At 69.1% G+C, this 19,806-nt stretch carries 19 protein-coding genes; 4 read left to right on the forward strand and 15 right to left on the reverse strand.

Going from position 1 to position 19,806, the window contains the following annotated elements:
- Positions 1–159: 159 nt before the first annotated feature.
- The 11 genes from QRY02_RS40460 to QRY02_RS40510 all read right to left on the reverse strand — a co-directional run bounded on the left by QRY02_RS40460 (position 160) and on the right by QRY02_RS40510 (position 12,043).
- Positions 160–1,641 (reverse strand): right-handed parallel beta-helix repeat-containing protein, encoded by a 1,482-nt coding sequence (locus QRY02_RS40460; protein WP_285988001.1) that lies wholly within the window; start codon positions 1,639–1,641, stop codon positions 160–162.
- 93 nt (positions 1,642–1,734) lie between these two features.
- Positions 1,735–3,051 (reverse strand): glutamate-1-semialdehyde 2,1-aminomutase, encoded by a 1,317-nt coding sequence (locus QRY02_RS40465; protein WP_285988002.1) that lies wholly within the window; start codon positions 3,049–3,051, stop codon positions 1,735–1,737.
- An 8-nt stretch (positions 3,052–3,059) separates the two neighbouring features.
- Complete coding sequence (locus QRY02_RS40470) at positions 3,060–3,608, reverse strand: dTDP-4-dehydrorhamnose 3,5-epimerase family protein (RefSeq protein ID WP_285988003.1); 549 nt, start codon at positions 3,606–3,608, stop codon at positions 3,060–3,062.
- Positions 3,605–4,789: a polysaccharide pyruvyl transferase family protein gene (locus QRY02_RS40475; protein ID WP_285988004.1), complete on the reverse strand. Its 1,185-nt coding sequence runs from the start codon at positions 4,787–4,789 to the stop codon at positions 3,605–3,607. Before QRY02_RS40475 ends, QRY02_RS40470 begins: the two co-directional genes overlap by 4 nt.
- Positions 4,786–5,730: a glycosyltransferase family 2 protein gene (locus tag QRY02_RS40480; protein ID WP_285988005.1), complete on the reverse strand. Its 945-nt coding sequence runs from the start codon at positions 5,728–5,730 to the stop codon at positions 4,786–4,788. The genes QRY02_RS40475 and QRY02_RS40480 overlap by 4 nt, the downstream gene beginning before the upstream one ends.
- 7 nt (positions 5,731–5,737) lie before the next feature.
- Positions 5,738–7,063 carry an MATE family efflux transporter gene (locus QRY02_RS40485; protein ID WP_285988006.1) on the reverse strand — a complete coding sequence of 442 codons (1,326 nt, stop codon included), beginning with the start codon at positions 7,061–7,063 and terminating at the stop codon, positions 5,738–5,740.
- Between the two features lie 5 nt (positions 7,064–7,068).
- On the reverse strand, positions 7,069–8,349 hold the full coding sequence (locus QRY02_RS40490) for a DUF4910 domain-containing protein (RefSeq protein ID WP_285988007.1): 1,281 nt from the start codon (positions 8,347–8,349) through the stop codon (positions 7,069–7,071).
- Positions 8,349–9,368, reverse strand: a complete 1,020-nt coding sequence (locus QRY02_RS40495) for an NAD-dependent epimerase/dehydratase family protein (protein ID WP_285988008.1) — start codon at positions 9,366–9,368, stop codon at positions 8,349–8,351. The genes QRY02_RS40490 and QRY02_RS40495 overlap by 1 nt, the downstream gene beginning before the upstream one ends.
- A gap of 5 nt (positions 9,369–9,373) precedes the next feature.
- On the reverse strand, positions 9,374–10,021 hold the full coding sequence (locus QRY02_RS40500; protein WP_285988009.1) for a PIG-L deacetylase family protein: 648 nt from the start codon (positions 10,019–10,021) through the stop codon (positions 9,374–9,376).
- Entirely contained in the window at positions 10,018–10,809 is a 792-nt protein-coding gene (locus tag QRY02_RS40505) for a glycosyltransferase family protein (RefSeq protein ID WP_285988010.1), read from the reverse strand. Before QRY02_RS40505 ends, QRY02_RS40500 begins: the two co-directional genes overlap by 4 nt.
- Position 10,810: 1 nt before the next feature.
- Positions 10,811–12,043: a class I SAM-dependent methyltransferase gene (locus QRY02_RS40510; protein ID WP_285988011.1), complete on the reverse strand. Its 1,233-nt coding sequence runs from the start codon at positions 12,041–12,043 to the stop codon at positions 10,811–10,813.
- Positions 12,044–12,241: 198 nt separating this feature from the next.
- On the opposite strand from QRY02_RS40510, the gene QRY02_RS40515 reads away from it, so the two are divergent.
- The gene (locus QRY02_RS40515; RefSeq protein WP_285988012.1) at positions 12,242–12,610 is read left to right on the forward strand and encodes a YrdB family protein; all 369 of its coding nucleotides are present in this window, start codon (positions 12,242–12,244) and stop codon (positions 12,608–12,610) included.
- A 45-nt stretch (positions 12,611–12,655) separates the two neighbouring features.
- Here QRY02_RS40515 and QRY02_RS40520 read toward each other — a convergent pair whose 3' ends face one another.
- Both QRY02_RS40520 and QRY02_RS40525 read right to left on the reverse strand, forming a co-directional pair.
- Positions 12,656–13,531, reverse strand: a complete 876-nt coding sequence (locus tag QRY02_RS40520; RefSeq protein WP_285988013.1) for an LLM class F420-dependent oxidoreductase — start codon at positions 13,529–13,531, stop codon at positions 12,656–12,658.
- 40 nt (positions 13,532–13,571) lie between these two features.
- Positions 13,572–14,540 (reverse strand): YncE family protein, encoded by a 969-nt coding sequence (locus QRY02_RS40525; protein ID WP_285988014.1) that lies wholly within the window; start codon positions 14,538–14,540, stop codon positions 13,572–13,574.
- Between the two features lie 136 nt (positions 14,541–14,676).
- On the opposite strand from QRY02_RS40525, the gene htpX reads away from it, so the two are divergent.
- Positions 14,677–15,528, forward strand: coding sequence for a zinc metalloprotease HtpX (htpX, locus tag QRY02_RS40530; RefSeq protein ID WP_285988015.1), 852 nt, complete (start codon positions 14,677–14,679; stop codon positions 15,526–15,528).
- 116 nt (positions 15,529–15,644) lie between these two features.
- Here the strand turns inward: htpX and rfbA are convergent, their stop codons facing one another.
- Both rfbA and QRY02_RS40540 read right to left on the reverse strand, forming a co-directional pair.
- Positions 15,645–16,526, reverse strand: a complete 882-nt coding sequence (gene rfbA / locus QRY02_RS40535; RefSeq protein ID WP_285988016.1) for a glucose-1-phosphate thymidylyltransferase RfbA — start codon at positions 16,524–16,526, stop codon at positions 15,645–15,647.
- A 33-nt stretch (positions 16,527–16,559) separates the two neighbouring features.
- The gene (locus QRY02_RS40540; protein WP_285988017.1) at positions 16,560–17,720 is read right to left on the reverse strand and encodes a sialidase family protein; all 1,161 of its coding nucleotides are present in this window, start codon (positions 17,718–17,720) and stop codon (positions 16,560–16,562) included.
- A gap of 128 nt (positions 17,721–17,848) precedes the next feature.
- Between QRY02_RS40540 and QRY02_RS40545 the strand changes: the two genes are divergently transcribed.
- Positions 17,849–18,511 carry a hypothetical protein gene (locus QRY02_RS40545; RefSeq protein WP_285988018.1) on the forward strand — a complete coding sequence of 221 codons (663 nt, stop codon included), beginning with the start codon at positions 17,849–17,851 and terminating at the stop codon, positions 18,509–18,511.
- Positions 18,512–18,838: 327 nt separating this feature from the next.
- Positions 18,839–19,663 carry a hypothetical protein gene (locus QRY02_RS40550; protein ID WP_285988019.1) on the forward strand — a complete coding sequence of 275 codons (825 nt, stop codon included), beginning with the start codon at positions 18,839–18,841 and terminating at the stop codon, positions 19,661–19,663.
- Positions 19,664–19,806 lie beyond the last annotated feature (143 nt).

Raw genomic sequence — 19,806 nt, forward strand, 5'->3', positions numbered from 1 at the left:
ACAGTACCGAACACCCGTGCGAACGCCATCGCTGAAAAGGGTGAACCCGGCGCTGTCCGAAATTCTCCTTTCGCGACTTTTTCCTTTGGTGGCAACAGAAGTCGCGAGCATCGGCGCGCGGTCGATCAAAAAATGTCGGACCCCGACGGCAAGCTTTGATCAGCAGCCGGCGGGTCCACCGCCGAACGAAGAGCACTCGTCCTGCGAGTAGGGCTTTGCCCGCCAGCCCGCAGCGTCGACCGTCTTGGAGGTGTCATGCGCCACGAAAGTCCACGGCCCGGAGTAGGAGTTGTCGTGCCACCGGTTGGCCTGGCGGAAGGTGACGGCCTCTTCGACCACCGTTCCCTTGTAGGGCGACCAATCCGGGAACGTCCCGAAGTTCGACAGCAGGGCCATCCGCCCGCACAAGCTCGTGCAGCCGACGCGGCCGGCGTCGAAGCGGAAGGTGTTGCCGTGGACCTCCACCCGCTGCGTCTTCCAGCGGCAGTCGTCGTACGCGGGGGCCTTCTCGATCGTGCCCGCGGCGCAGGCAGACTTTGCCGCCGACTTGGTGCAGTAGCCCGTCGAGGTGTTCGCCGGGCTGTTGCAGAAGCGGTCGGCGTTCTCCCACAACGTGATCCCGGCCCAGTTGTCCTCGAACGTGTTGCCGCTGATGTCGATGGCCGACGTCCGGGCACGCACGCGCGGATCGCCGCCCGATTCCGACAGGTACACCGTCGCCACCGGGAAGTTGTCGCCGCGCGCCGCGAACGTCCGGCCCTGGACCAGGGTGTTGCCGCGGAACGTGTTGCCGCGCAGCACCAGGTTGTAGCTGGTCTCGTAGAACAGCGCCTCGGCGTCGTTGGCCTCGAACAGGTTGTCCTCGACGAGGAAGTCGTTGTTGTTCGTGTCGGCCCACAGCCCGGCGCCGTGGTTGCCGTGGACCCAGTTGCCGCGGATGTCGGCCCCGTTCACGGCCCAGAACTTGGCGCCGCCGCTGCACCCGCAGCCCGGCACCTTGGCCTCCCAGTCGCCGGTGTTGTTGCCGGTGATCTCGTTGCCCTCCAGCACGAGCCCGGTGATGCCGTCGCCCGCCTGGTACGCGTTGAGCCCGTACTGGCCGTTGTCGCGCAGGCAGCTGTGCCGCACGACCTGGCCGGCGCCGGCCATCAGCCCCGCGCCCGCGTTGTCCTCGATGGTGGTGTTCTCGATGAGCCAGCCGTCGCCGGAGTCGTGGTTGACGACGCCCTGGTCCTGCAGCGCGGCGAACCCGCGGACGGTGAGGCCGCGGATCTCCACGTTGCGGGCCCGCTGGGTGAAGGCCGCCCGGTTGACGCCGCGGCCGTCGACGACCGAGCCCGGCGCGCCGAGGTACACGTCGCCGTCCTTGGGCACGACCTGGCCGAACTCGTCGTTGCCGAGCGTGTGGGTGCCGGGTCGCAGCCAGAACGTCGTGCCCGCCGGGTTCGCCGCCGTCTTGGCCGCGAGGTCGCCGTCGACGGCCGGCTCGACGGTGACGGCTCCGGAGGGTGGTTGCCCGTACCCGGCGGGTTGGTGGCCGCACACCGGACCCGGCCCGTCGGCGGCGCCCGCGACCGCCGGGCACGCCACGGTGATCAGGAGCGAGCAAGCAGCGACGAGTACCGCACGAGATCTACCCATGGCAGGAAGTTACGCACGAACGGGCCGGAAAGCAGTCACCCTCAAGTGTCCTCATCGGACCCAACGGGTGAATCCGGCCCGCTCGTGCGGGGATCAGGCGTATTTGCGGAACACGGGCTGCACCGGGCGCCCGCCCATCCACGGCGCCGGGTCGTTCGCGTCGAGGGCCTTGCGGTACACCGTGCAGGCCTGGGCGACGACGTCGATGGTCTTGTCGATGTCCGCTTCGGTGAGCGCGGCACTGACCACGAAGGACGGCCCGAGCACGCCACCGCTGATCAGCTCGCGCAGGAACAGCGTCCGGTACGGCTGGGACGGCTTGCCCTGCTCGTCGAGCGTGCCGAAGACGAGGTTGCTGGCCCGGCCGCGGACGACGACGTGGTCCTCGACGCCGATCCCGGCGGCCACCTCGCGGACGCCGGCGGCGAGCCGGTCGCCGAGGGCGTGCATGCGGCCGATGACGTCTTCGTCCCGGTAGACGTCCATGACCGCCATCGCGGCGGCCAGCGAGTGGGTCTCCGCGCCGTGCGTGGTCGAGAGCAGGAACACCCGCTCGCGATCGGTGTGCAGGCCGCCGATCTCCATCAGCTCCCGCTTGCCCGCCAGCGCCGACACCGCGAAGCCGTTGCCGAGCGCCTTGCCGAAGGTCGAGAGGTCGGGCGTGACGCCGTAGAGGCCCTGCGCGCCGTGGGCGGACCAGCGGAAGCCGGTGATCATCTCGTCGAAGATCAGGACGACGCCGTGCCGGGTGGTGAGCTCGCGCAGGCCCTGCAGGTACCCCGGCGGCGGTTCCATCGCCGCGGCGGCCTCCAGGATCATGCACGCGATCTCGCCCTCGTGGCGCTGCAGCAGCTCCTCCGCGGCCTGCAGGTCGCCGTACGGGAAGGACACGACCGCTTCGGTCGTCTCGTCCGGGATGCCCGCGTTCATCGGCGTGGTGCCGATGAACCAGTCGTCGGTGGAGAAGAAGGCGTGGTCGGCGCACTTGGCGACGAGCTTGCGGCCGGTGGCGGCGCGGGCCAGCCGGACCGCGGCGGTCGTCGCGTCCGAACCGTTCTTGGTGAACTTCACCATGTCGGCCGTCGGCACGTTCTCGAGGAACCGCTCCGCGGCCTCGGCCTCGATGATCGACGGCCGGATGAAGTTGCTGCCCTTGTCCAGCTCGCCGCGCACCGCCTCGAGGACCCGCGGGTGGGCGTGGCCGAGGCTGACGGCCCTCAGCCCCGCGCCGTACTCGACGTACTCGTTGCCGTCGACGTCCCAGACGTGGCCGCCGCGGCCGTGGGAGATGACCGGGGCCATCCCTTCGGGATACTGGTCCGAGCCCTTGGCGTAGGTGTGCGCACCACCCGGGATGACCCGGTGCAGCCGCTCGTCCGCCTTCGTGGAGCGGGGCAGGTTCGTTCCCATGTCGTGGTTCACCTCGTTGGTTTCAACGCCTCTCCGAGAGAGGGCGCCCGTTCGTCCCGGTCACTGACCATTGTGACCGCCAGTGGCCAGGAAATGTCCAATTCAGGGTCTTTGTACGAAATCGTAATGTCCTCTTCAGGATCGTGCGCCCGATCGATACGGTACGAAACGTCAGAGGGATCCGTGAGTGACTGGAATCCGTGTGCGCACCCCGCCGGGATGTACACGGAAACCTGGGTATCACCGGAAAGTTCGAAGGTTTTCACAGTCCGGAATGTCCGCGAATCCGGTCGGAGATCCACCACGACGTCGAAGATCGCGCCGTGCGAACACCGCACCAGCTTCGCCTCGCCGGCCCCGCCACGCAGGTGCATCCCGCGGATGACCCCTTTGCGGGAGCGGGAAAGGCTGTCCTGGACGAAGCCGTCCGGGTCGATGCCGACCGAGGCGACGACGTCGCGGTCGAACGTCCGGCTGAAGAAGCCTCGCTGGTCCGTGTGCGGTGTGGGTTCGAACAGATACGCGCCGTCGATCTCGGGCACCGGAATGGCCTTCATCGCCCACCCCCGAAGAGGGCCGCCGAAAGGGCGGCGAACTGGTCCTTGAGTCGTTGCGCGTTCATCTCGTTCCGTTCCAGGAGCGTCTGGCGAAGTTCCGCCGAACGGTTCTCCAGTTCGGTGAATTGTTCGACGAGCCGGTCGAAGCCGACGGTCTTCGCCCGCTGGGTGAAGCCCTCGAGGCCCATCTCCGCCATGAGGACGTCGTTCTTCGGCGCGTAGCCGATCGCCACGGTCGGTTTCGCGACCTTCAGGGCGCAGAGCACGTTGTGGTAGCGCGTGGCCACCACGCTGTCCACCGAGGCCATCTCGTGCATCAGCTCGTCCAGGGTCTCCGCCGGAGCCGCCGTCACCAGCGGGGAAGCGGTCTTCTCGATGATCTCGTCGACGACCTGCCGGTCGATCCGGTCGCCGATGAACAGCCGGACGGGTCTGTCCTGGTCAACGAGCCAGGCGACGAAACGGTTCATCGTGTCCACGTAGTGGCGGTAGATGCGGTCGGCCTCGGCGCGGTCGTCGTTGCCGCCGTAGTAGGCCATCACGCCGACGCCGACGGTGCCCGGTTCGCCGCCGGCGGCCGGGGTGGGGAGGGAGAAGGCGAGGTCGGGATAGACCTGGTCGGCACTCGTGTCGACGCCCATGGCGCGCATGGCGTCACGTGAGATGTCGTCGCGGTAGGAGCGGTAGGCGGCGAGCCGGCCGGACCAGCGGACCAGCGTCCGCGTCGCCCGGGCACTGATGTGGTTCGCACCCACGCAGACGAGCGCCACCTTGGTGCCGAAGAGGCGGCCGGTGGCGGAGAGGAGGAAGAGCGAATACGGGAAACCCCAGGGACGCAGCGGAAGCGTCGCTTCGAGCACGCCCATGCCGGGCACGATGACGACGTCCTGCTTCCGGACCCAGGCCGCGGTCCGCGCGATGTCGACCAGCTTGCCGAAGCCCTTGAGGGCGACCGAGCGCAGGCCGGACGCCGTCTCGTACTCGGACTGGTTCCAGTGCAGGGGCGTCGCGTCGAGGCCGTACCGCTCGCGGACGAGCTCCGGGCCGCCGACCAGGGCGCTCAGCACGGCATCCGGGTACTCGGCGCGCAGGTAGCCGAGCACGGCTTCGAGGGAACCGTCGTTGCCGAGGTTCCCGGAGCCGAGCAGGCCGAACACGCCGACGCGTGGCGCACGCTTCACGCGAGCCTGCCTTCCCGGCCGGCCACGATCTCGTTGACCGTGGCGACGTCCGAGGCGGTCGGCGCGCGGTCCTCGACGCGCTCGCCGTGGCCGGAGCGGGCCCGGTTGGTCAGCCAGGCGCCGAGGTGGCCGAAGCACTCGCGCTTGTCGGCGGCCGAGATCGGCGCGCGGCGGATCAGGTCCGCGAACCCGAAGACGTACTCGCCGAGCAGGCGGACGGTGGGGTTCCGGAGCCGGTTCGCGCGCCGCGGGTCCAGATTCGCGCACCGGCTCCGGATGGTCGGGTTGGCCCGTTCCGCGCGGCCGGGGTGGTCGCGGCGGAAGTAGAGCAGTTCGGGCACCTGGTGGAACGGGCCGTGCAGGGCCATCTCGGCCGAGTAGGTCCGGTCGGCGTGGTGGTAGCTGTCCAGCGGCTTGACGCGGCGGAGGACGTCGGCGCGGATGACGCCGTAGAAGTCGTCGCCGCCCGGCTCGAACAGGATGCTGCGGAAGCGGTCCGGCGCGTGCGGGGAAGCCGTGTTCAGCGTGTACTGCAGGGGCTGGACGATGCGGCCGTCGCCGTCGATGATCGCCTGGTCGCAGTGGGCGAGGATGACGTCCGGTCGCTCGTCGAGGGCCTCGACGCACCGCTTGAGCAGGTCACGGGCGTACAGGTCGTCGTGGGAGACCCACTTGAAGAGCTCGGTGCGGGAGACGTCGAACACGAAGTTGTGGTTCGGCGTCGCGCCGATGTTCTTCGGCTGGCGGACGTAGCGGATCCGCGAGTCCTTCTCCGCGTAGCGGCGGCAGATCTCGTCGGTGCCGTCGGTGGAGGCGTTGTCCGAGATGATCAGCTCGAAGTCTTCGTAGGTCTGGCCGAGCAGGGCGTCCAGCGACTCGGCGAGGTACTCCTCGCCGTTGTACACCGGGAGGCCGAGGCTCAGCCGCGGGACGGTGGTCATGGAGTCCTCATTCCTTGATCGGCTCTTTGATCGGCTCGAACACCACGGTGGGCTCGTCGGCCCCCGGCGGCACGTAGTCGCGCAGCCCGATCCGCAGTTGCAGCCACCAGACGACGGACCCGCTGAGCGTCGCGGTCGCGACGCCCCACGCGGACCCGGCGGCACCACCGAGGAAGGCGCCGGTGATGCCGAACGTGACGTAGAACAGGGAGGCGATCAGCTGCGACCGCAGGCTCCGCTTCGCCGCGCCGAGCGCGCGCAAGCCGGCCGCCGCGCCGGTGGCGAAGCTCGCGCCGACCACGGCGAGGGTGACCGGCAGGATCAGCGGGGACGACGAGTCCCACACCGAGCCCATCACCCAGCGGCCGGCGCCGTCGGGCACGAAGAGCAGCAGGCCGAGGCCCCAGCACAGCGCGGCGGCGGCCTGCCCGCCGCCGAGGATCACGCAGAAGTGCTTCAGCCGGTGCGGCGCCCGCTGAAGCACCCGTGCGCCCTCGGCGACGGTGACCAGGGACAGCCCCATGAGCAGGGCCAGGAACGGGCCGAGGAGCTGCTCGGCGCCGCGGACCGCGCCCACGGCGGTGATCCCGGTGATGGCGCCGAGGCCGTAGGCGCGCAGCTGCGACGCGCCGCTGTTGCTGACGTTCTCGACGAGGTACCGGACGCTGAGGTCGCGCTGCGTCCGGAGCCAGCCCGCCATCTCCCGCGGGTGCGGGAGGATCCCGGTCTGGAACCCGCCGTACAGGGCCGCGACCGCGCCGGAAAGGCCCCAGGCCAGCACGAACGCGACCACCGTGTGGATCTGCGCGGCGACGTAGAGCGCCGGGAGCAGCGCCACGCCCCACACGCAGTCGTTGACGAACGCTTTCTTGCCCGCGCCGCGCGCGAAGAACGCGAAGCGCCAGGCGTCCTGCAGGAGCAGGCCCGGCAGGACCACGGCGAGCGCGACGAACGCGTTGCCGAGCGGGCCGCCCGCGGCCAGGCCGGCCACGAGGCTGACCAGCCCGGTCACGCAGCCGACGCCGATCGCGGTGCCGGACGCGCTCGCCACGCCCGATCGCCAGCGGTCCTCCGGCACGGCGCTGAACCGCACCATCAGCGGGTCGGTGGCGAGGCCGCGCGAGATGTTGAGCACCACGCCGTAGGTGACCCAGGCGAGGCTGAAGATGCCGAACGCGAACGTGCCGAGCGAGCGGGCCACGTACAGCCCGACCGCGAAGTTGGTCAGGCTGGACACGGCTTGGTCGCCGAGGCCCCAGCTCAACCGTCCGGCCATCGCGCGCGCCGCGCCCGACCGGAAGATCGAGCGCGGCGCACGGCGATGGTTGGCCACGTCGCTCACTCCTTGACCAAACCGGCGTCGCGCAGGGCACGGGCCGCGACGTCGACGATGTCGAAGGGCAGCCCGGCGCGCTCGGCGATGTCCAAGAGCGAGTGCTCGCCGTCGGAGAGGTTGAGCACCCACAGCATCGCCATCTGGGCCTGCTTGGCGTCGCTGCGGCCGCCGAGCGAGTCGTACAGCCCGCGCTTGCCGAGCTGCGGCTCGCCGTACGGGCTGAGGTTGACGTACCGGCGGTTGCGGTCCAGGACGCCGAAGGCGTCGAGAAGCGTGCTGAGCGTGTCCTCCATGGCCGCGGGCGACACGAAACCCGGGTTGTCGGCGGAGGTGTGGTACTCGGGGTAACCCGCGTACGGCGTGCGCGTCAGCGAGCCGACGCCGAGGTTGAAGCCCGGCGAGCAGAACTGGCGCTCGTCGTAGCCGTACGGCGAGAAGTCGACAACGCGGTGCTCCCGCGACCGCAGCACGTGCTGCATGACGCGGTCGATCTCGGCGTCGTCGCGGCGGGACTTCTTGTACGTCAACGATCCCGGGTCGCCCGCGCACGCCAGCACCAGGCCGTGGCGGACCTTCTCGATCCGCGAGGCGTTGCGGGCCAGCCAGGTGATCGAGCCGATCGTGCCCGGCATGAACAGGAAGCGGTACGTGTAGTGCGGCTGCGTCGCAGCCAGCTGCTGGGCCAGCGAGATGGCCACCGCGATGCCGGCGAGGTTGTCGTTCGCCAGCGAGGGGTGGCACACGTGGCAGGACACGATGACCTCGTCGGTGACGCGCCCCGGGACGACGTGCTCAGCGTAGGTCAGTGAGCCGTCGGAAAGGGTCGAGTCGATGACGACGTCGTAGTCGCCGTCCGGCAGCGCGTCGAGCTTCTCCTGGGCGAGGCAGAAGCCCCAGGCCGGGGCGTAGTAGCTGGTCCGGTAGGGCACCCACGACGGCTGCTCGGGCAGCGTGTGCAGGTGCTCCCGCAGCTCGCTCAACGGCATCCGCCGCGACACCGGGACGCTGTACCCGACGACGTGCAGGTTCAGCTCCTGGAAATCGATGACGCGCGTGCCGTCAGGAGCGGCGACGTACGCGTCCCGGATGTTCCACTCCTGTGGGATCGTCCAGTCCAGCACCGCCGTGCCCGTCGGAACTTCGTGCCGCTCGAGGGAGATGTGCTCGCCGATGATGTCCAACGTCTGCCGCACGCCGTCGCCGGTGATGCTGCGGCAGATCGGGTACAGCCGCTCGACCAGGGCGTGCAGCTCCGCCCCGGTCCGCAGCTGCGGGCCCGCCACTACTTCCGCCGCAGGGTGGCGTCGACGCGGCCGGCTTCGCCTTCGCTCTTCAGCCAGGCCAGCCGGGTGAACAGCTGCTGGAACGACTCCCGGGTGAGCCCGAACTTGCGGTAGGCCTCGATGAGCTCGACGGCGCCGTCCTTGACCGACCAGTCGCAGGCGAAGCCGGGGATCGCCGCGCGGAAGCGCGAGAAGTCGACCCGGTACGAGCGCGGGTCGGCGCCCGCCTCGCCGGTGATGTTCAGCGTCGAGCCCGGCACGGCCTCGACGACCTCCTGGGCGATCTCGGCGACGGTGACGTTGTTCTCCTCGGTGCCGATGTTGAAGGCCTTGTTGTGCACGGCCTCCTTCGGCGCCGTCAACGCGGCGGCGAACGCCCGCGCGATGTCCTGGGCGTGCACCAGCGGCCGCCACGGCGTGCCGTCGGAGAGCACCAGCACCTCGCCGGACAGGTGGGCGTGCGCGGTGAGGTTGTTCAGCACGATGTCGCCGCGCAGGCGGGGCGAGTAGCCGAACGCGGTCGCGTTGCGCATGTACACCGGCGTGAAGTCGTCGTCGGCGAGCTCGTGGACGTCGGCTTCGACGCGCACCTTCGACTCCGCGTACGGCGTCACGGGCCGCAGCGGCGCGTCCTCGTCGACGAGGTTGTCGCCGCCGGCGCCGTACACCGAGCAGGTCGACGCGTAGATGTACCGCTGCACGCCGGCGTCCTTCGCCAGCTTCGCGAGCTTCACCGACGCGTGGTGGTTGATGTCGTAGGTCAGCTCGGGCGCGAGCGAGCCCAGCGGGTCGTTCGACAGCGCGGCCAGGTGGATCACCGCGTCGAAACCGGCGACGTGCTCCGCGGAGACGTCCCGCAGGTCGACGGCGTGCCCGGTCGGGTCGGCGGGGGCGGGCCCGAGCAGGCACTCCTCGAACAGCCCGGAGTCCAGGCCGGTGACTTCGTGGCCGGCGGCGGCGAGCACCGGGGCCATCACCGTCCCCAGGTAGCCCTTGTGCCCCGTCAGCAACACCCGCATCGGATTCAGCCCTTCAGATCGAGAGTGAGTTTCTTGACGAAAAACGCTTCGGCGTACTTCGCGGCGGTTTCGATCCCGCGGATCCGGGCCAGCCCGAGGAAGGCCTCGCGGTCGTACCAGGGCCGCTGCCGCTGCGAGGCGTAGTGCTCCTGCAGCAGCCGGACCTTCTCCTCCGCGAGCTCGTCGGACAGCGGCTGGTACACCGACGGGCTGCCGAGGTCGCCGTCCCACTTGACGATCTCGTAGCCGAGCGCCAGGTGGTCGCGGAACGTCGTCGGCACCAGCTTCGCCAGCCCTCGGTGGTCCTGGTGCGCGTCGTCGGTGCGCGGGGCGAGGATGAGGTCCGGGTCGGTCCGCCGCCGCAGGTCCTCCAGGGCGTTCTTGGCCTCTTCCCAGTGGGCCGGGAAGCGGCCGTCCGGCAGCTTCAGCACCGTGACGTCGACGTCCGCGCCCGGGCAGAACGCCGCCAGCGCCGCCCGCTCCTCGTCCTCGCGGGGCGTGCCGCCACCGGAGAGGACCAGGGCGTCGACCCGCAGGCCGGGGCGGGACTGACACAGCGTCAGCAGCGTGCCGCCGGCGCCGATCGCGATGTCGTCGCAGTGCGCGCCGAGGGCGACGACCCGGCCGAGCCGTTCCGGTCGCAGCCCGATCACGCGATGCTCGCGGCCGCGCGCTCCCACAGCGCCCAGGGCCGGTCGCCGCGGGTGTAGGAGTCGTCCAGCGCCGCCCGCTCCTTGACCGTGTCGGTCGGCTTCCAGAACCCGCGGTAGGGGTAGGCCAGCAGGCGGCCGCGCTTGGCGAGCTCGCCGCAGCCGTCGGCGACCAGGTCGCCGTTCTCCGGGATGTGGTCGAACACTTCCTGCCGCAGCACGAAGTAGCCGCCGTTTTCCCAGAGCGGCATTTCGCTGACCGCGGTGATCGAGCCGACCATGCCACCCTCGTCCATTTCCACGCAGTGGAACGACGACTGCGGCGGCACGACCATCATCGACGCACCCGTGTCCGAGTTCGAGAACCGCTCGATCATGTCGGGCAGCGGGACGTCGGACAGGACGTCGGCGTAGTTCGCGAGGAACATTTCGTCGCCGTCGAGGTACGGGCGCACCCGGCGCAGCCGCTCGCCGATCGGCGACTCGATGCCGGTCTGGACGAAGGTGATCGTCCAGTCCGCGATGTCGGTGGACAGCAGCTCCGCCTGCCCGTTCCGGAGGATGAAGTCGTTGGAAATGGTTTCCTGGTAGTTCAGGAAGAAGTTCTTGATGTGCGCCGCGCCGTAGCCGAGGCACAGGATGAATTCGGTGTGGCCGAAATGCGCGTAGTAGCGCATCACGTGCCAGATGAGCGGTCTCGGACCGACCATCGCCATCGGCTTGGGGACGTCGTCGGCCGCGCCGTTGCGCATCCGCATCCCGTAGCCACCGCAGAAGAGGACGACCTTCACTTCACTGCACCTCGACGATTTCCAGGTGGGGGATCGGGAACACGAGCTTTCCGCCCCAGGCCCCGATGTGGGAGAGCTGTTCGGTCAATTCCTCCCGGAGGTTCCACGGGAGGACGAGCACGTAGTCGGGCCGGTCGGCTTCGATCCGCTCCGGGGGCAGCACCGGGATGCGCGTTCCGGGGGTGAACCGGCCGTGCTTGTACGGGTTGCGGTCGACCGTGTACGGCAGCAGGTCCGTCCGGATGCCGCAGTGGTTCAGCAGGGTGTTGCCCTTGCCCGGGGCGCCGTAGCCGACGACGGTCTTGCCGTCGTTGCGCGCCTCGATGAGGAACTTCAGCAGGTCCAGCCGCACGCGGGTGACGCGCTCGGCGAACTCGGTGTACCCGGACAGCTCGTGCAGCCCGGCGGCCTTTTCGCGCTCCAGCACGTCGGTCATCCGCTCGCTGGGCTCGCCCGCGACCTCGTCGGGACGCGCCCAGAGCCGGATCGACCCGCCGTGCGTCGGCACGAGTTCGACGTCGACCACGGTCAGCCCGCCGGTCGCCAGTGCCCGGCGCGCGGATTCGACCGTGTAGTACTGGAAGTGCTCGTGGTAGATCGTGTCGTACTGGTTCTTTTCGATCAGCGTGAGCAAGTGCTGGACCTCGATGGAGACCCAGCCGTCGTCGGCGACGAGGGCGCGGAGGCCCTTGGTGAAGCCGAGGACGTCGGGGATGTGCGCGTAGACGTTGTTCGCGGCGACGAGGTCGGCCGGCCCGTGCTCTTCGCGCACCTTCAGGCCGGTTTCCTCGGAGAGGAACGCGGTCAGCGTGGGCACCCCGGCGTCGCGTGCCGCCTGCCCGACGTTCACCGAAGGTTCCACGCCCAGACACCGGATCCCGTGCCCGACGACGTGCTTGAGCAGGTACCCGTCGTTGCTCGCCACCTCGACGACGAACGACTTCTCACCGAGCCCGAGCCGCTCGACCGCGCCGTCGACGAAGCGCTTCGCGTGCTCGACCCAAGACGTCGAGAAGGACGAGAAGTACGCGTACTCGGTGAAGGTGTCGCCGGGGTCGATCAGCGGCGGGATCTGGGCGAGCCAGCAGTCGGTGCAGACCTTCAGGTGGAGCGGGAAGGTGGCTTCCGGCTCGTCGAGCTGCTCCGCCGGCAAAAATCGCTCACACGGGGGAGTCGCGCCGAGGTCGACGACACTGGCCGTGTTTGTCGAACCGCAGAGTCGACATGTGGTCATCTACCAGGCTCCTTGGCTCGCGGTCGCGATGTGCGTTTAACACGTCGACCGGCGCCGGGAGGTCGTTACAGCGACGCGGGAGCCACTGGTGGACCGATTCGGAACCGCAACCTGAATGGCGTAACTGTGGCGGGAATCACCAACCGTACCCGCCCGAACCCGTAACGTCCACAGTGGACCTGCTCCTAGGCTGGCCGGATGACTTCCCAGCCGACTCCCCGCCTGAGCGGGTTCCCGGGCGTGGTGCTGACGGTCCGCTTCCTCACCGAGCTGGCGCTGCTGGGCGGGCTGGCCTTGGCGGGCAGCCGGCTCGGCGGCGGGGTGGTGCTGGCCATCGTCGACGCGGTCCTGCTGCCGGTGGCGGCGGCCGCGCTGTGGGGTCTGTTCGTCGCGCCGCGGGCGCGCCGCCGCCTCCCGGAACCGGCCCGCTTCCTGCTGGAATTCGCCCTCTTCGCGGTCACCGGCGTGGTGCTCGCGCTGGTGGGCTGGCTGGTCGTGGGCATCGTGGTGGCGGTGACCGGAATCGGGATCGCGGCCCTGACCCGGGTGGTCGCCAAAGACGGCTGAGCCCTCCCCGCCGCTCGGCGGAGAGGGCTCTCCTCGCCGGGTGGCTCAGCCGAGCTTTTCGGCGGCCGGGATGACCTCGGTGGCGAACTTCTCCAGCACCACGGGCCGGTGGACGTGCGGCACCATCCCGAGCGCGACCTGGATGCCGAGCCCGTTCAGCCGCTCCAGCTCGGCTAGCAGCTCGCCGGACTTCTCACCGTTCTCGCCGACGTCGAGGATGTGGTAGACGGTCTTGGTGATCGAGTCGTAGTCGCGGCCCTCGTTCTCGCAGTGCTGCCGCAGCACGTCGAGCTTGCGCTCCAGATCCGGCCCGTTGAAGAGGTTGCAGGCGTCGGCGTACTTCGCGACCAGCCGCAGCGTCTTCTTCTCCCCGCCGCCGCCGATCATGATCGGCGGCCGCGGCTTCGACAGCGCCTGCGGCACGTTCAGCAGCCGTCCGGCGTCGAAGTGCTTGCTCTTGAACGGCGCGTCGCCGTCGGCCCACATCTGCAGCACGTACTGGAGGTTCTCCTCCAGCAGTTCGAACCGTTCGCTCACGGACGGGAACGGGAAGCCCAGCCCGCGGGACTCCTCCTCGTTCCAGCCCGCGCCGATGCCGAGGATCGCGCGGCCGCCGGAGAGCACGTCCAGGGTGGTGATCGCCTTGGCCAGCAGGCCGGGGTGCCGGTAGAGGACGCCGGTGACGACGGTGAGCAGCTTGGCGCGCTCGGTGTGCGCCGCGATGAAGCCGAGGGTGGTGTACGCCTCGAGCATGTCGTTTTCGGTCGGGCCGACGGCGCCGATCTGGAAGAAGTGGTCCATCACGGCGATGGAGTCGAAGCCCGCTCGGTCGCCCGCGCGGACGACGGCGGCCAGGTCGGCGCCCAGCGCGGACGCCCCGTTCGGCCAGGTGAAGTCGGGGATCTGCAGTCCGAGTTTCATGCTTCCCGACCGTATACCTGGAGTTGCCCCAGCTGCCCGGTCAGAAATCGCGGACCAGGAAGACCCGGCCGTGCAGGGGATCGGTGACCCACACCGTGCGCGCCCGCTGGTCGACGGCGACGTCACCGGGGTTGACGCCCAGCGACAGCTCGCCGCTCAGCGTGCCCGCCGTGCCGTCGACGCGGGTGAGGCCGTTCTGGCCGCCGTTGGTGTAGACCGTGTTCGTCCCCTGGTGCACGGCCAGCGCGGAGGATTCGCTGCGCAGCAACACGGTCTTGCGCTCCGTGCGCGTCGCCGCATCCACAATGGACATGTGGTGGATGCCGGAGTTCGCGACGTAGACCGTGCCGCTCGCGTGGTGCACCGCGACGCCGGTCGGGTTGCGCCCGACCTTCACCGAAGCGACGAACTTCCCGCTGTCGATCGAGAACACCTCGACCGAATCGGTGGCGGTGCTCGCGCAGTAGGCCAGCTTGCGGCCGGGGTCGACGTCGATGCCGGCGAACGCCCGCTGCGGGCCCGGCACGAGCGCGGCCAGCGTGCAGCTGACGCCGTCGAGCACGGCGAGCGTCCCGGTGGTGCCGCTGGCCGCGTAGACGCGGTTGGCCTCCTCGTCGACCGCCAGCGCCGAGGCACCGGCCCCCGCGCCGATCACACTCACGAGGTCGTGGGTCCGGCTGTCCAGCACCACCACCGTGCCCGCCGGCGGGTTCGCGACGTAGATCCGGCCCGCCTTCGAGTCGACCGCGACGTCGCCGGGCGCGCCGCCGACGTGGACCACGTCGACGACCGACGCGCTGCGCGGATCGACCGCGGAAACCGTCCCGGCCTGGGCGTCGGTGACGTACCCGAGGCCGGTGACCGGGTTCACCGCGACCCCGGCCGCGGCCCCGCCGAGGTCGAGCGAGCGGACGTCCGCCGCGCGCGCCGACCCGGGCAGGACGAGGGTGCCGACGCCCGCCGTGACCAGGGCGAACAGGGTTCGCCGGGGTAGCCGGCCACCGCGCATGGGCGCCTCCGCTCCTGATCATCTCGCCGCCCGAGCGTAACCCGCGCCATCTCGACCCGAAGGAACTTCGCGTCCCCCGATCGCGTTGTTTCCACTGGGTAAACCCACTCGGGACAGCGGACGGAGGCGAGCGCGCGTGCACGGGCACCAGAACGGACTCAAGACGGCATTGCTGCTCGGCCTGCTGTCGGCGATCATCATCGCGCTCAGCGGGCTCTTCGGCCGGGGCGCGCTGGTCATCGGGCTGGTCGTCGCCCTCGGGATGAACGCGTTCGCCTACTTCAACTCCGACAAGCTGGCGTTGCGCGCGATGCGGGCGCGGCCGGTGTCGGAGGTCGAGCAGCCCGCGATGTACCGGATCGTGCGCGAGCTCGCGCAGGTCGCCCGGCAGCCGATGCCGCAGCTGTACATCAGCCCGACGGTCGCGCCCAACGCGTTCGCGACCGGCCGCAGCCCGCGGCACGCGGCGGTGTGCTGCACCACCGGCATCCTCGAACTGCTCGACGAGCGCGAGCTGCGGGCCGTGCTCGGCCACGAGCTCTCGCACGTCTACAACCGCGACATCCTGATCTCGTGCGTGGCCGGCGCGCTGGCCAGCGTCATCAGCGTGCTCGCGAACATCGCGCTGTTCTTCGGCAGCAACAACCGCGACGGCAATCCCCTGCTCAGCCTGCTGCTGATCTTCGTCGGGCCGATCGCCGCGGCCATCATCCGGATGGGTGTCAGCCGATCGCGGGAGTACCAGGCCGACGCGTCCGGGGCCGAGCTGACCGGTGACCCGCTGGGCCTGGCCTCGGCGCTGCGGAAGCTGGACGCCGGCACGCGGGCGCGGCCGCTGGTCGCCGAGCCGCAGCTGGTGTCGCAGTCGCACCTGATGATCGCGAACCCGTTCCGCCCCGGTGAGGGCCTGAGCAAGCTGTTCTCGACCCACCCGCCGATCTCCGACCGCATCGCCCGGCTCGAAGAGATGGCCCGCCGCCCGTTCTGACCCCAGCCGGTGGGAGCGGGAATCCCGGGCCCGCGGCCGTCACCACCACGCACACCGAGCCGTTCCCCATCTTGACGTCAGTGGCGGAGGTGGCCGACGCTGCGCGAGCAGCTCTTCTAGGCCGACGCTCCCGCCGCGACGGCGACTGCCTTCACGTAGTCGCCGTAGCCGGACTTCGCGAGTTTCTCGCCGAGCGCGTAGCACTCGTAGGGGGTGATGAAGCCCATGCGCAGCGCGATCTCCTCGAGACAGGCGATGCGCACGCCGGTGCGGTGCTCCAGCACCTGTACGAACTGGCCGGCTTCGAGCAGCGAGTCGTGCGTGCCGGTGTCGAGCCAGGCGAACCCGCGGCTGAGCTCGACCAGCGTGGCGCGGTCCTGGCGCAGGTAGGTCAGGTTGACGTCGGTGATCTCGAGCTCGCCGCGCGCCGACGGCTTCAGCGCGCGGGCGATGTCGACGACCTGGTTGTCGTAGAAATACAGGCCGGTGATCGCCTTGTTGGAGCGCGGCTTCAGCGGCTTTTCCTCGATGGTGAGCAGCTTGCCCGCCTCGTCGACCTCGCCGACGCCGTAGCGCTCGGGGTCCTTGACCGGGTAGCCGAACAGGACACAGCCGTCGAGTTCCCGCACGGCCTGCTGCAGGCGGCTGGAGAAGCCCTGGCCGTAGAAGATGTTGTCGCCGAGGACCAGCGCCACGTCGTCGTCGCCGATGAAGTCCGCGCCGATCACGAAGGCCTCGGCCAGCCCGTTCGGGCTCGCCTGCTCGGCGTAGGAGAACGAGAGGCCGAACTGGTCGCCGTTGCCCAGCAGCCTGCGGAACATCGGCAGGTCGGTGGGGGTGGAGATGACGAGGATCTCGCGGATCCCGGCGAGCATCAGCACCGAGATCGGGTAGTAGACCATCGGCTTGTCGTAGACCGGCAGCAGCTGCTTGGACACCGCCTGGGTGATCGGGTGCAGACGTGTCCCGCTGCCTCCGGCCAGCACGATGCCCTTCATGGACGGCCTCCCTTTCCCGTGGCTGAGACCTCCTCACCCTACGGGCCGCTCATCGAGGGCGGATCCCTTACCGAAGTAGGCTTTGCAGCCGGAGTCGTCCTCGGTGGCGATCTCCAGCACGTTCCGGCCGTCGTCGACCGGCAGCAGCGTCGAGGAGTAGTTGGGGCAGAAGTTGTTCCAGATGCCGGTGATGTGCACGGGGGCGGGCAGTTCGTACCAGTGGCCGCTGCCGAAGTCGTCGTTCGCGAGCAGGACCTGGCCGCTCTGCGGCTGCGGCACGCCCTTCGCGTCGGTGTAGATCTGCCCGACCATGACGATCCGCACCCCGTTCGGGCCGCCGGGGAACAGCGCGATCGTCTGCGCGTGCTGGAAGTAGTTGCCGGTGGCGGTGTCGACGCGGGTGCCGGGATCGGCGGGGTCGCCCCAGTTGGCCCCGTCGGCGGAGATCTTGAAGTACGGGTCGCAGTAGCGGTCGCGGAAGTTGCAGATTTCGTAGGCGAAGTAGTAGCGGCCGTCGGGCAGCCGCCGGATGATCGGCATGCCCGGCCGGACGCGGTCGGGCGGGATCGCCATGGTGAGCTGCTTGGTGCCCCAGTTCACCCCGTCGGTCGAGGCGACCCGGTTGAGCACCTGCGCGTACTTCGGCGCCTGCGTCTCGTCGGCGAAGTGGAGCCAGAGCGTGCCGCCGGCGTCGACGGTGAATTCGGGCTCCCAGACGCCGTCGATGGCGTGCGACCGCGCGGCCTCGGACAGGAAGCTCCAGGAGTGGCCACCGTCCTTGCTGGCCCAGACGCGGATCCCGACGCGGCGCTGCGGCCCGGCGTCCTGCCGGTAGGACGCAGCCCACAGCAGCGTGCCCGCGCGGAGCTTGCCGACGCGCTCCGGCAGTTCGTAGACGGTGCCGCAGCACATGCCGGCCCGGCCGTCGGGGTCGTGGATCGCGCCGATCTCGTGGAACGACTCGCCTTCGTCAGTGCTCTCCAGGACGGGGGCGAACCTGCCGTCGGCATCTTCGCTGGTCAGGGTGGCGATGATGCGCCCGTGGCCGTGTTCGAGGCGGATCAGGCGCGCGTAGGCGCCGAAGCCGGGGATGAGCTGCTTGCGTTCGGCCGCGCTCGCCGGCGTCAGCAGCGAGGCGACGGCGGCGAGCGTCAGCACGAAGGCCAGCGAACGGCGCAACTCGACCCCTTCCACGCGGTGACCGCGCGATTACAGCACGGGCGAGCGGCGGCCACGGGACGCATTCACGCGTTCGGGTAACGCTCCCGCTACCGGGGCCGAAAGAGCACGGGGAGGGGTCGCGGTGGCCCCGAGGGGGAGAGATGAAGATCCTGGGCGCCCTGCTGCCGCTGTTGGTCCTGGCATCGGCGTGCGCGCCGTCGACCGGCTACGGCGAGATCGTCCCGGAATCCGCCGCGGGTCTTCCGGTTTCTCCGACATCGTCGGCACCGGCGGTGCCCCGTGACGTGCCGACGGAGACGCACACGGGGACGGAGAGTGGCGAGTTCCAGACGTCGTGGCCGGCGGACCAGCTGGGCTTCGTGACGTTCGAGTGCCCGAAGTGCACGTCCAACGTGATCGTCGACACCGACGGCGGCGAGCACGGCCTGGTCAACGCGATCGGCGCGTACAAGGGCACGACGTGGATGAACACGGAGCCGGACCGCCCGGTGAAGCGGGTGACGGTCCACACGGACGCGCCCTGGACGGCGACGATCTCCGATCACCGAAGCGTCCCGACGGCAGAGACCGGCAAGGAAGCCGCGGGCAAGGGCGACGCGGTCCTGAAGCTCCCGGCGGGAGTGACCCGCATCCGGTTCACGGCGAAGACGCGGGGGCACGTGGCGCTGTGGGTGATGTCCCCGCAGGACCACGACCTGATCCTCAACCAGATCGGCGACCTGCAGGTGGAGCGCGACGTCCGCGGGCCGGCGTACCTGCAGGTGGAGGGCTACGAGGCGAGCTGGACGCTGACACCGTCCTGAGCGGGGCGCTCCTCGGCTCCGCGCCCGGTTCTGCCGACGTTGTACCCACGGGCACCCGAAACCGGATACCCGCAGGTCAACGAGGGTGCATCACCGGTAGTTGGTGAACTGCGTCCGGCCTGGGGTGATGCCGGGATGTAGGGCTCTGAGCTGCGGGTTTGTGCCCGTTGGTGGTCGTCGTCTGTCGTCGTTTGCTGGTGTCATCTGTACCGGATTTGTGCCCGAACACGCACCCACCGGCGGCCCCGACACGTCGGCCCGGATCGCTGAGACTGTCGGTGGTGGTGGCTAGCATGCTCGGTAGCGTGGAGAAGCTGGGAGGCCTGCATGGAGCAGAGGTCGTTTGAATCTGACACTCGAACCTACTCGCAAATGGTTGGCGACGATTCTGTTCCTGATGATGAGCGCATCAATAGACTGGTGGATGAAGCGCTCGGATACACCTCTCAAATTCTCATTCGGCGAGACTTTAAAGAAGCTGCTGCTGCGATGTTGAAAATTGTGCGGCACGAGCTTGAACATGACTATGACTTCAATCGTGAAACCACAAAAGTCTGGCTAGAGTACGAGCCCGAAGATGAGCAACTCTTCAGGCAGTATGGCGACTCGATTTCTAGCGTATTCCTGGAGGTGGTCCAGAGGAAGTCATTCGATTTGGACTGGATCGAATTTCGGGAGGTCCTCCCTGAGATCGGGTATGGCTGGCGCGGACAGCTCGTGGAGGTTCTGCGAGGTCAAAGGCGTACAAATCAGGCTAGGGTCGTTCGTGAGCGAGGTTCGCGATGGGTGGAGGATGGGCTTTATTTCACCAATCCGGGTGAGCTTCTCGTCTATAGGAAGCTGAAGAGTATCCAGGAGGAGAAGTTTCCGCGTGAGCGGAGCTTCGCAATCTTCCCGTTGGCACGCGGGCGTATTCATGGGCACACGCGTGAGCCAGATTTCTTAATCGTTCATCGTGGGCGTACTGGGATTCTAGAAATCGACGGCCCGCATCACAATGGTCGTAGATCTCATGACACGTCTAGTGAGCACTTATATCGCGACGCGGGAATATCCTTTGTTGATCGCGTTAGTGTTGAAGCGTTAAATGATGAGGCTGAACTGGAGCAGGTATTGCAGCGATTCTTCCGTCGCTTGCAAGAGGCACGTTGAATTCCTGCAAGTGGGTGGCCTCTCGGCATCTCGTCGACCTGGCGCAGCCCGATCACGCCGGGTCAAGGGGGCACCTCTCCGCCTACGTGACCGAACTTCGAAACCGCCCCCTTGACGCGGCGTGATAGCCCTCTGGGAGGTCG

This window comes from Amycolatopsis sp. DG1A-15b, assembly GCF_030285645.1.
Classification (GTDB): domain Bacteria; phylum Actinomycetota; class Actinomycetes; order Mycobacteriales; family Pseudonocardiaceae; genus Amycolatopsis.

Excerpts from the sequence above, each read along its gene's own strand:
- QRY02_RS40470 (WP_285988003.1), bottom strand. The coding sequence starts at position 3,608 with ATGAAGGCCATTCCGGTGCCCGAGATCGACGGCGCGTATCTGTTCGAA.
- QRY02_RS40510 (WP_285988011.1), bottom strand. The coding sequence starts at position 12,043 with ATGACCACATGTCGACTCTGCGGTTCGACAAACACGGCCAGTGTCGTC.
- QRY02_RS40550 (WP_285988019.1), top strand. The coding sequence starts at position 18,839 with ATGGAGCAGAGGTCGTTTGAATCTGACACTCGAACCTACTCGCAAATG.
- QRY02_RS40480 (WP_285988005.1), bottom strand. The coding sequence starts at position 5,730 with ATGACCACCGTCCCGCGGCTGAGCCTCGGCCTCCCGGTGTACAACGGC.
- QRY02_RS40495 (WP_285988008.1), bottom strand. The coding sequence starts at position 9,368 with ATGCGGGTGTTGCTGACGGGGCACAAGGGCTACCTGGGGACGGTGATG.
- QRY02_RS40520 (WP_285988013.1), bottom strand. The coding sequence starts at position 13,531 with ATGAAACTCGGACTGCAGATCCCCGACTTCACCTGGCCGAACGGGGCG.
- QRY02_RS40525 (WP_285988014.1), bottom strand. The coding sequence starts at position 14,540 with ATGCGCGGTGGCCGGCTACCCCGGCGAACCCTGTTCGCCCTGGTCACG.
- rfbA (WP_285988016.1), bottom strand. The coding sequence starts at position 16,526 with ATGAAGGGCATCGTGCTGGCCGGAGGCAGCGGGACACGTCTGCACCCG.
- QRY02_RS40460 (WP_285988001.1), bottom strand. The coding sequence starts at position 1,641 with ATGGGTAGATCTCGTGCGGTACTCGTCGCTGCTTGCTCGCTCCTGATC.
- QRY02_RS40545 (WP_285988018.1), top strand. The coding sequence starts at position 17,849 with ATGAAGATCCTGGGCGCCCTGCTGCCGCTGTTGGTCCTGGCATCGGCG.
- QRY02_RS40515 (WP_285988012.1), top strand. The coding sequence starts at position 12,242 with ATGACTTCCCAGCCGACTCCCCGCCTGAGCGGGTTCCCGGGCGTGGTG.
- QRY02_RS40465 (WP_285988002.1), bottom strand. The coding sequence starts at position 3,051 with ATGGGAACGAACCTGCCCCGCTCCACGAAGGCGGACGAGCGGCTGCAC.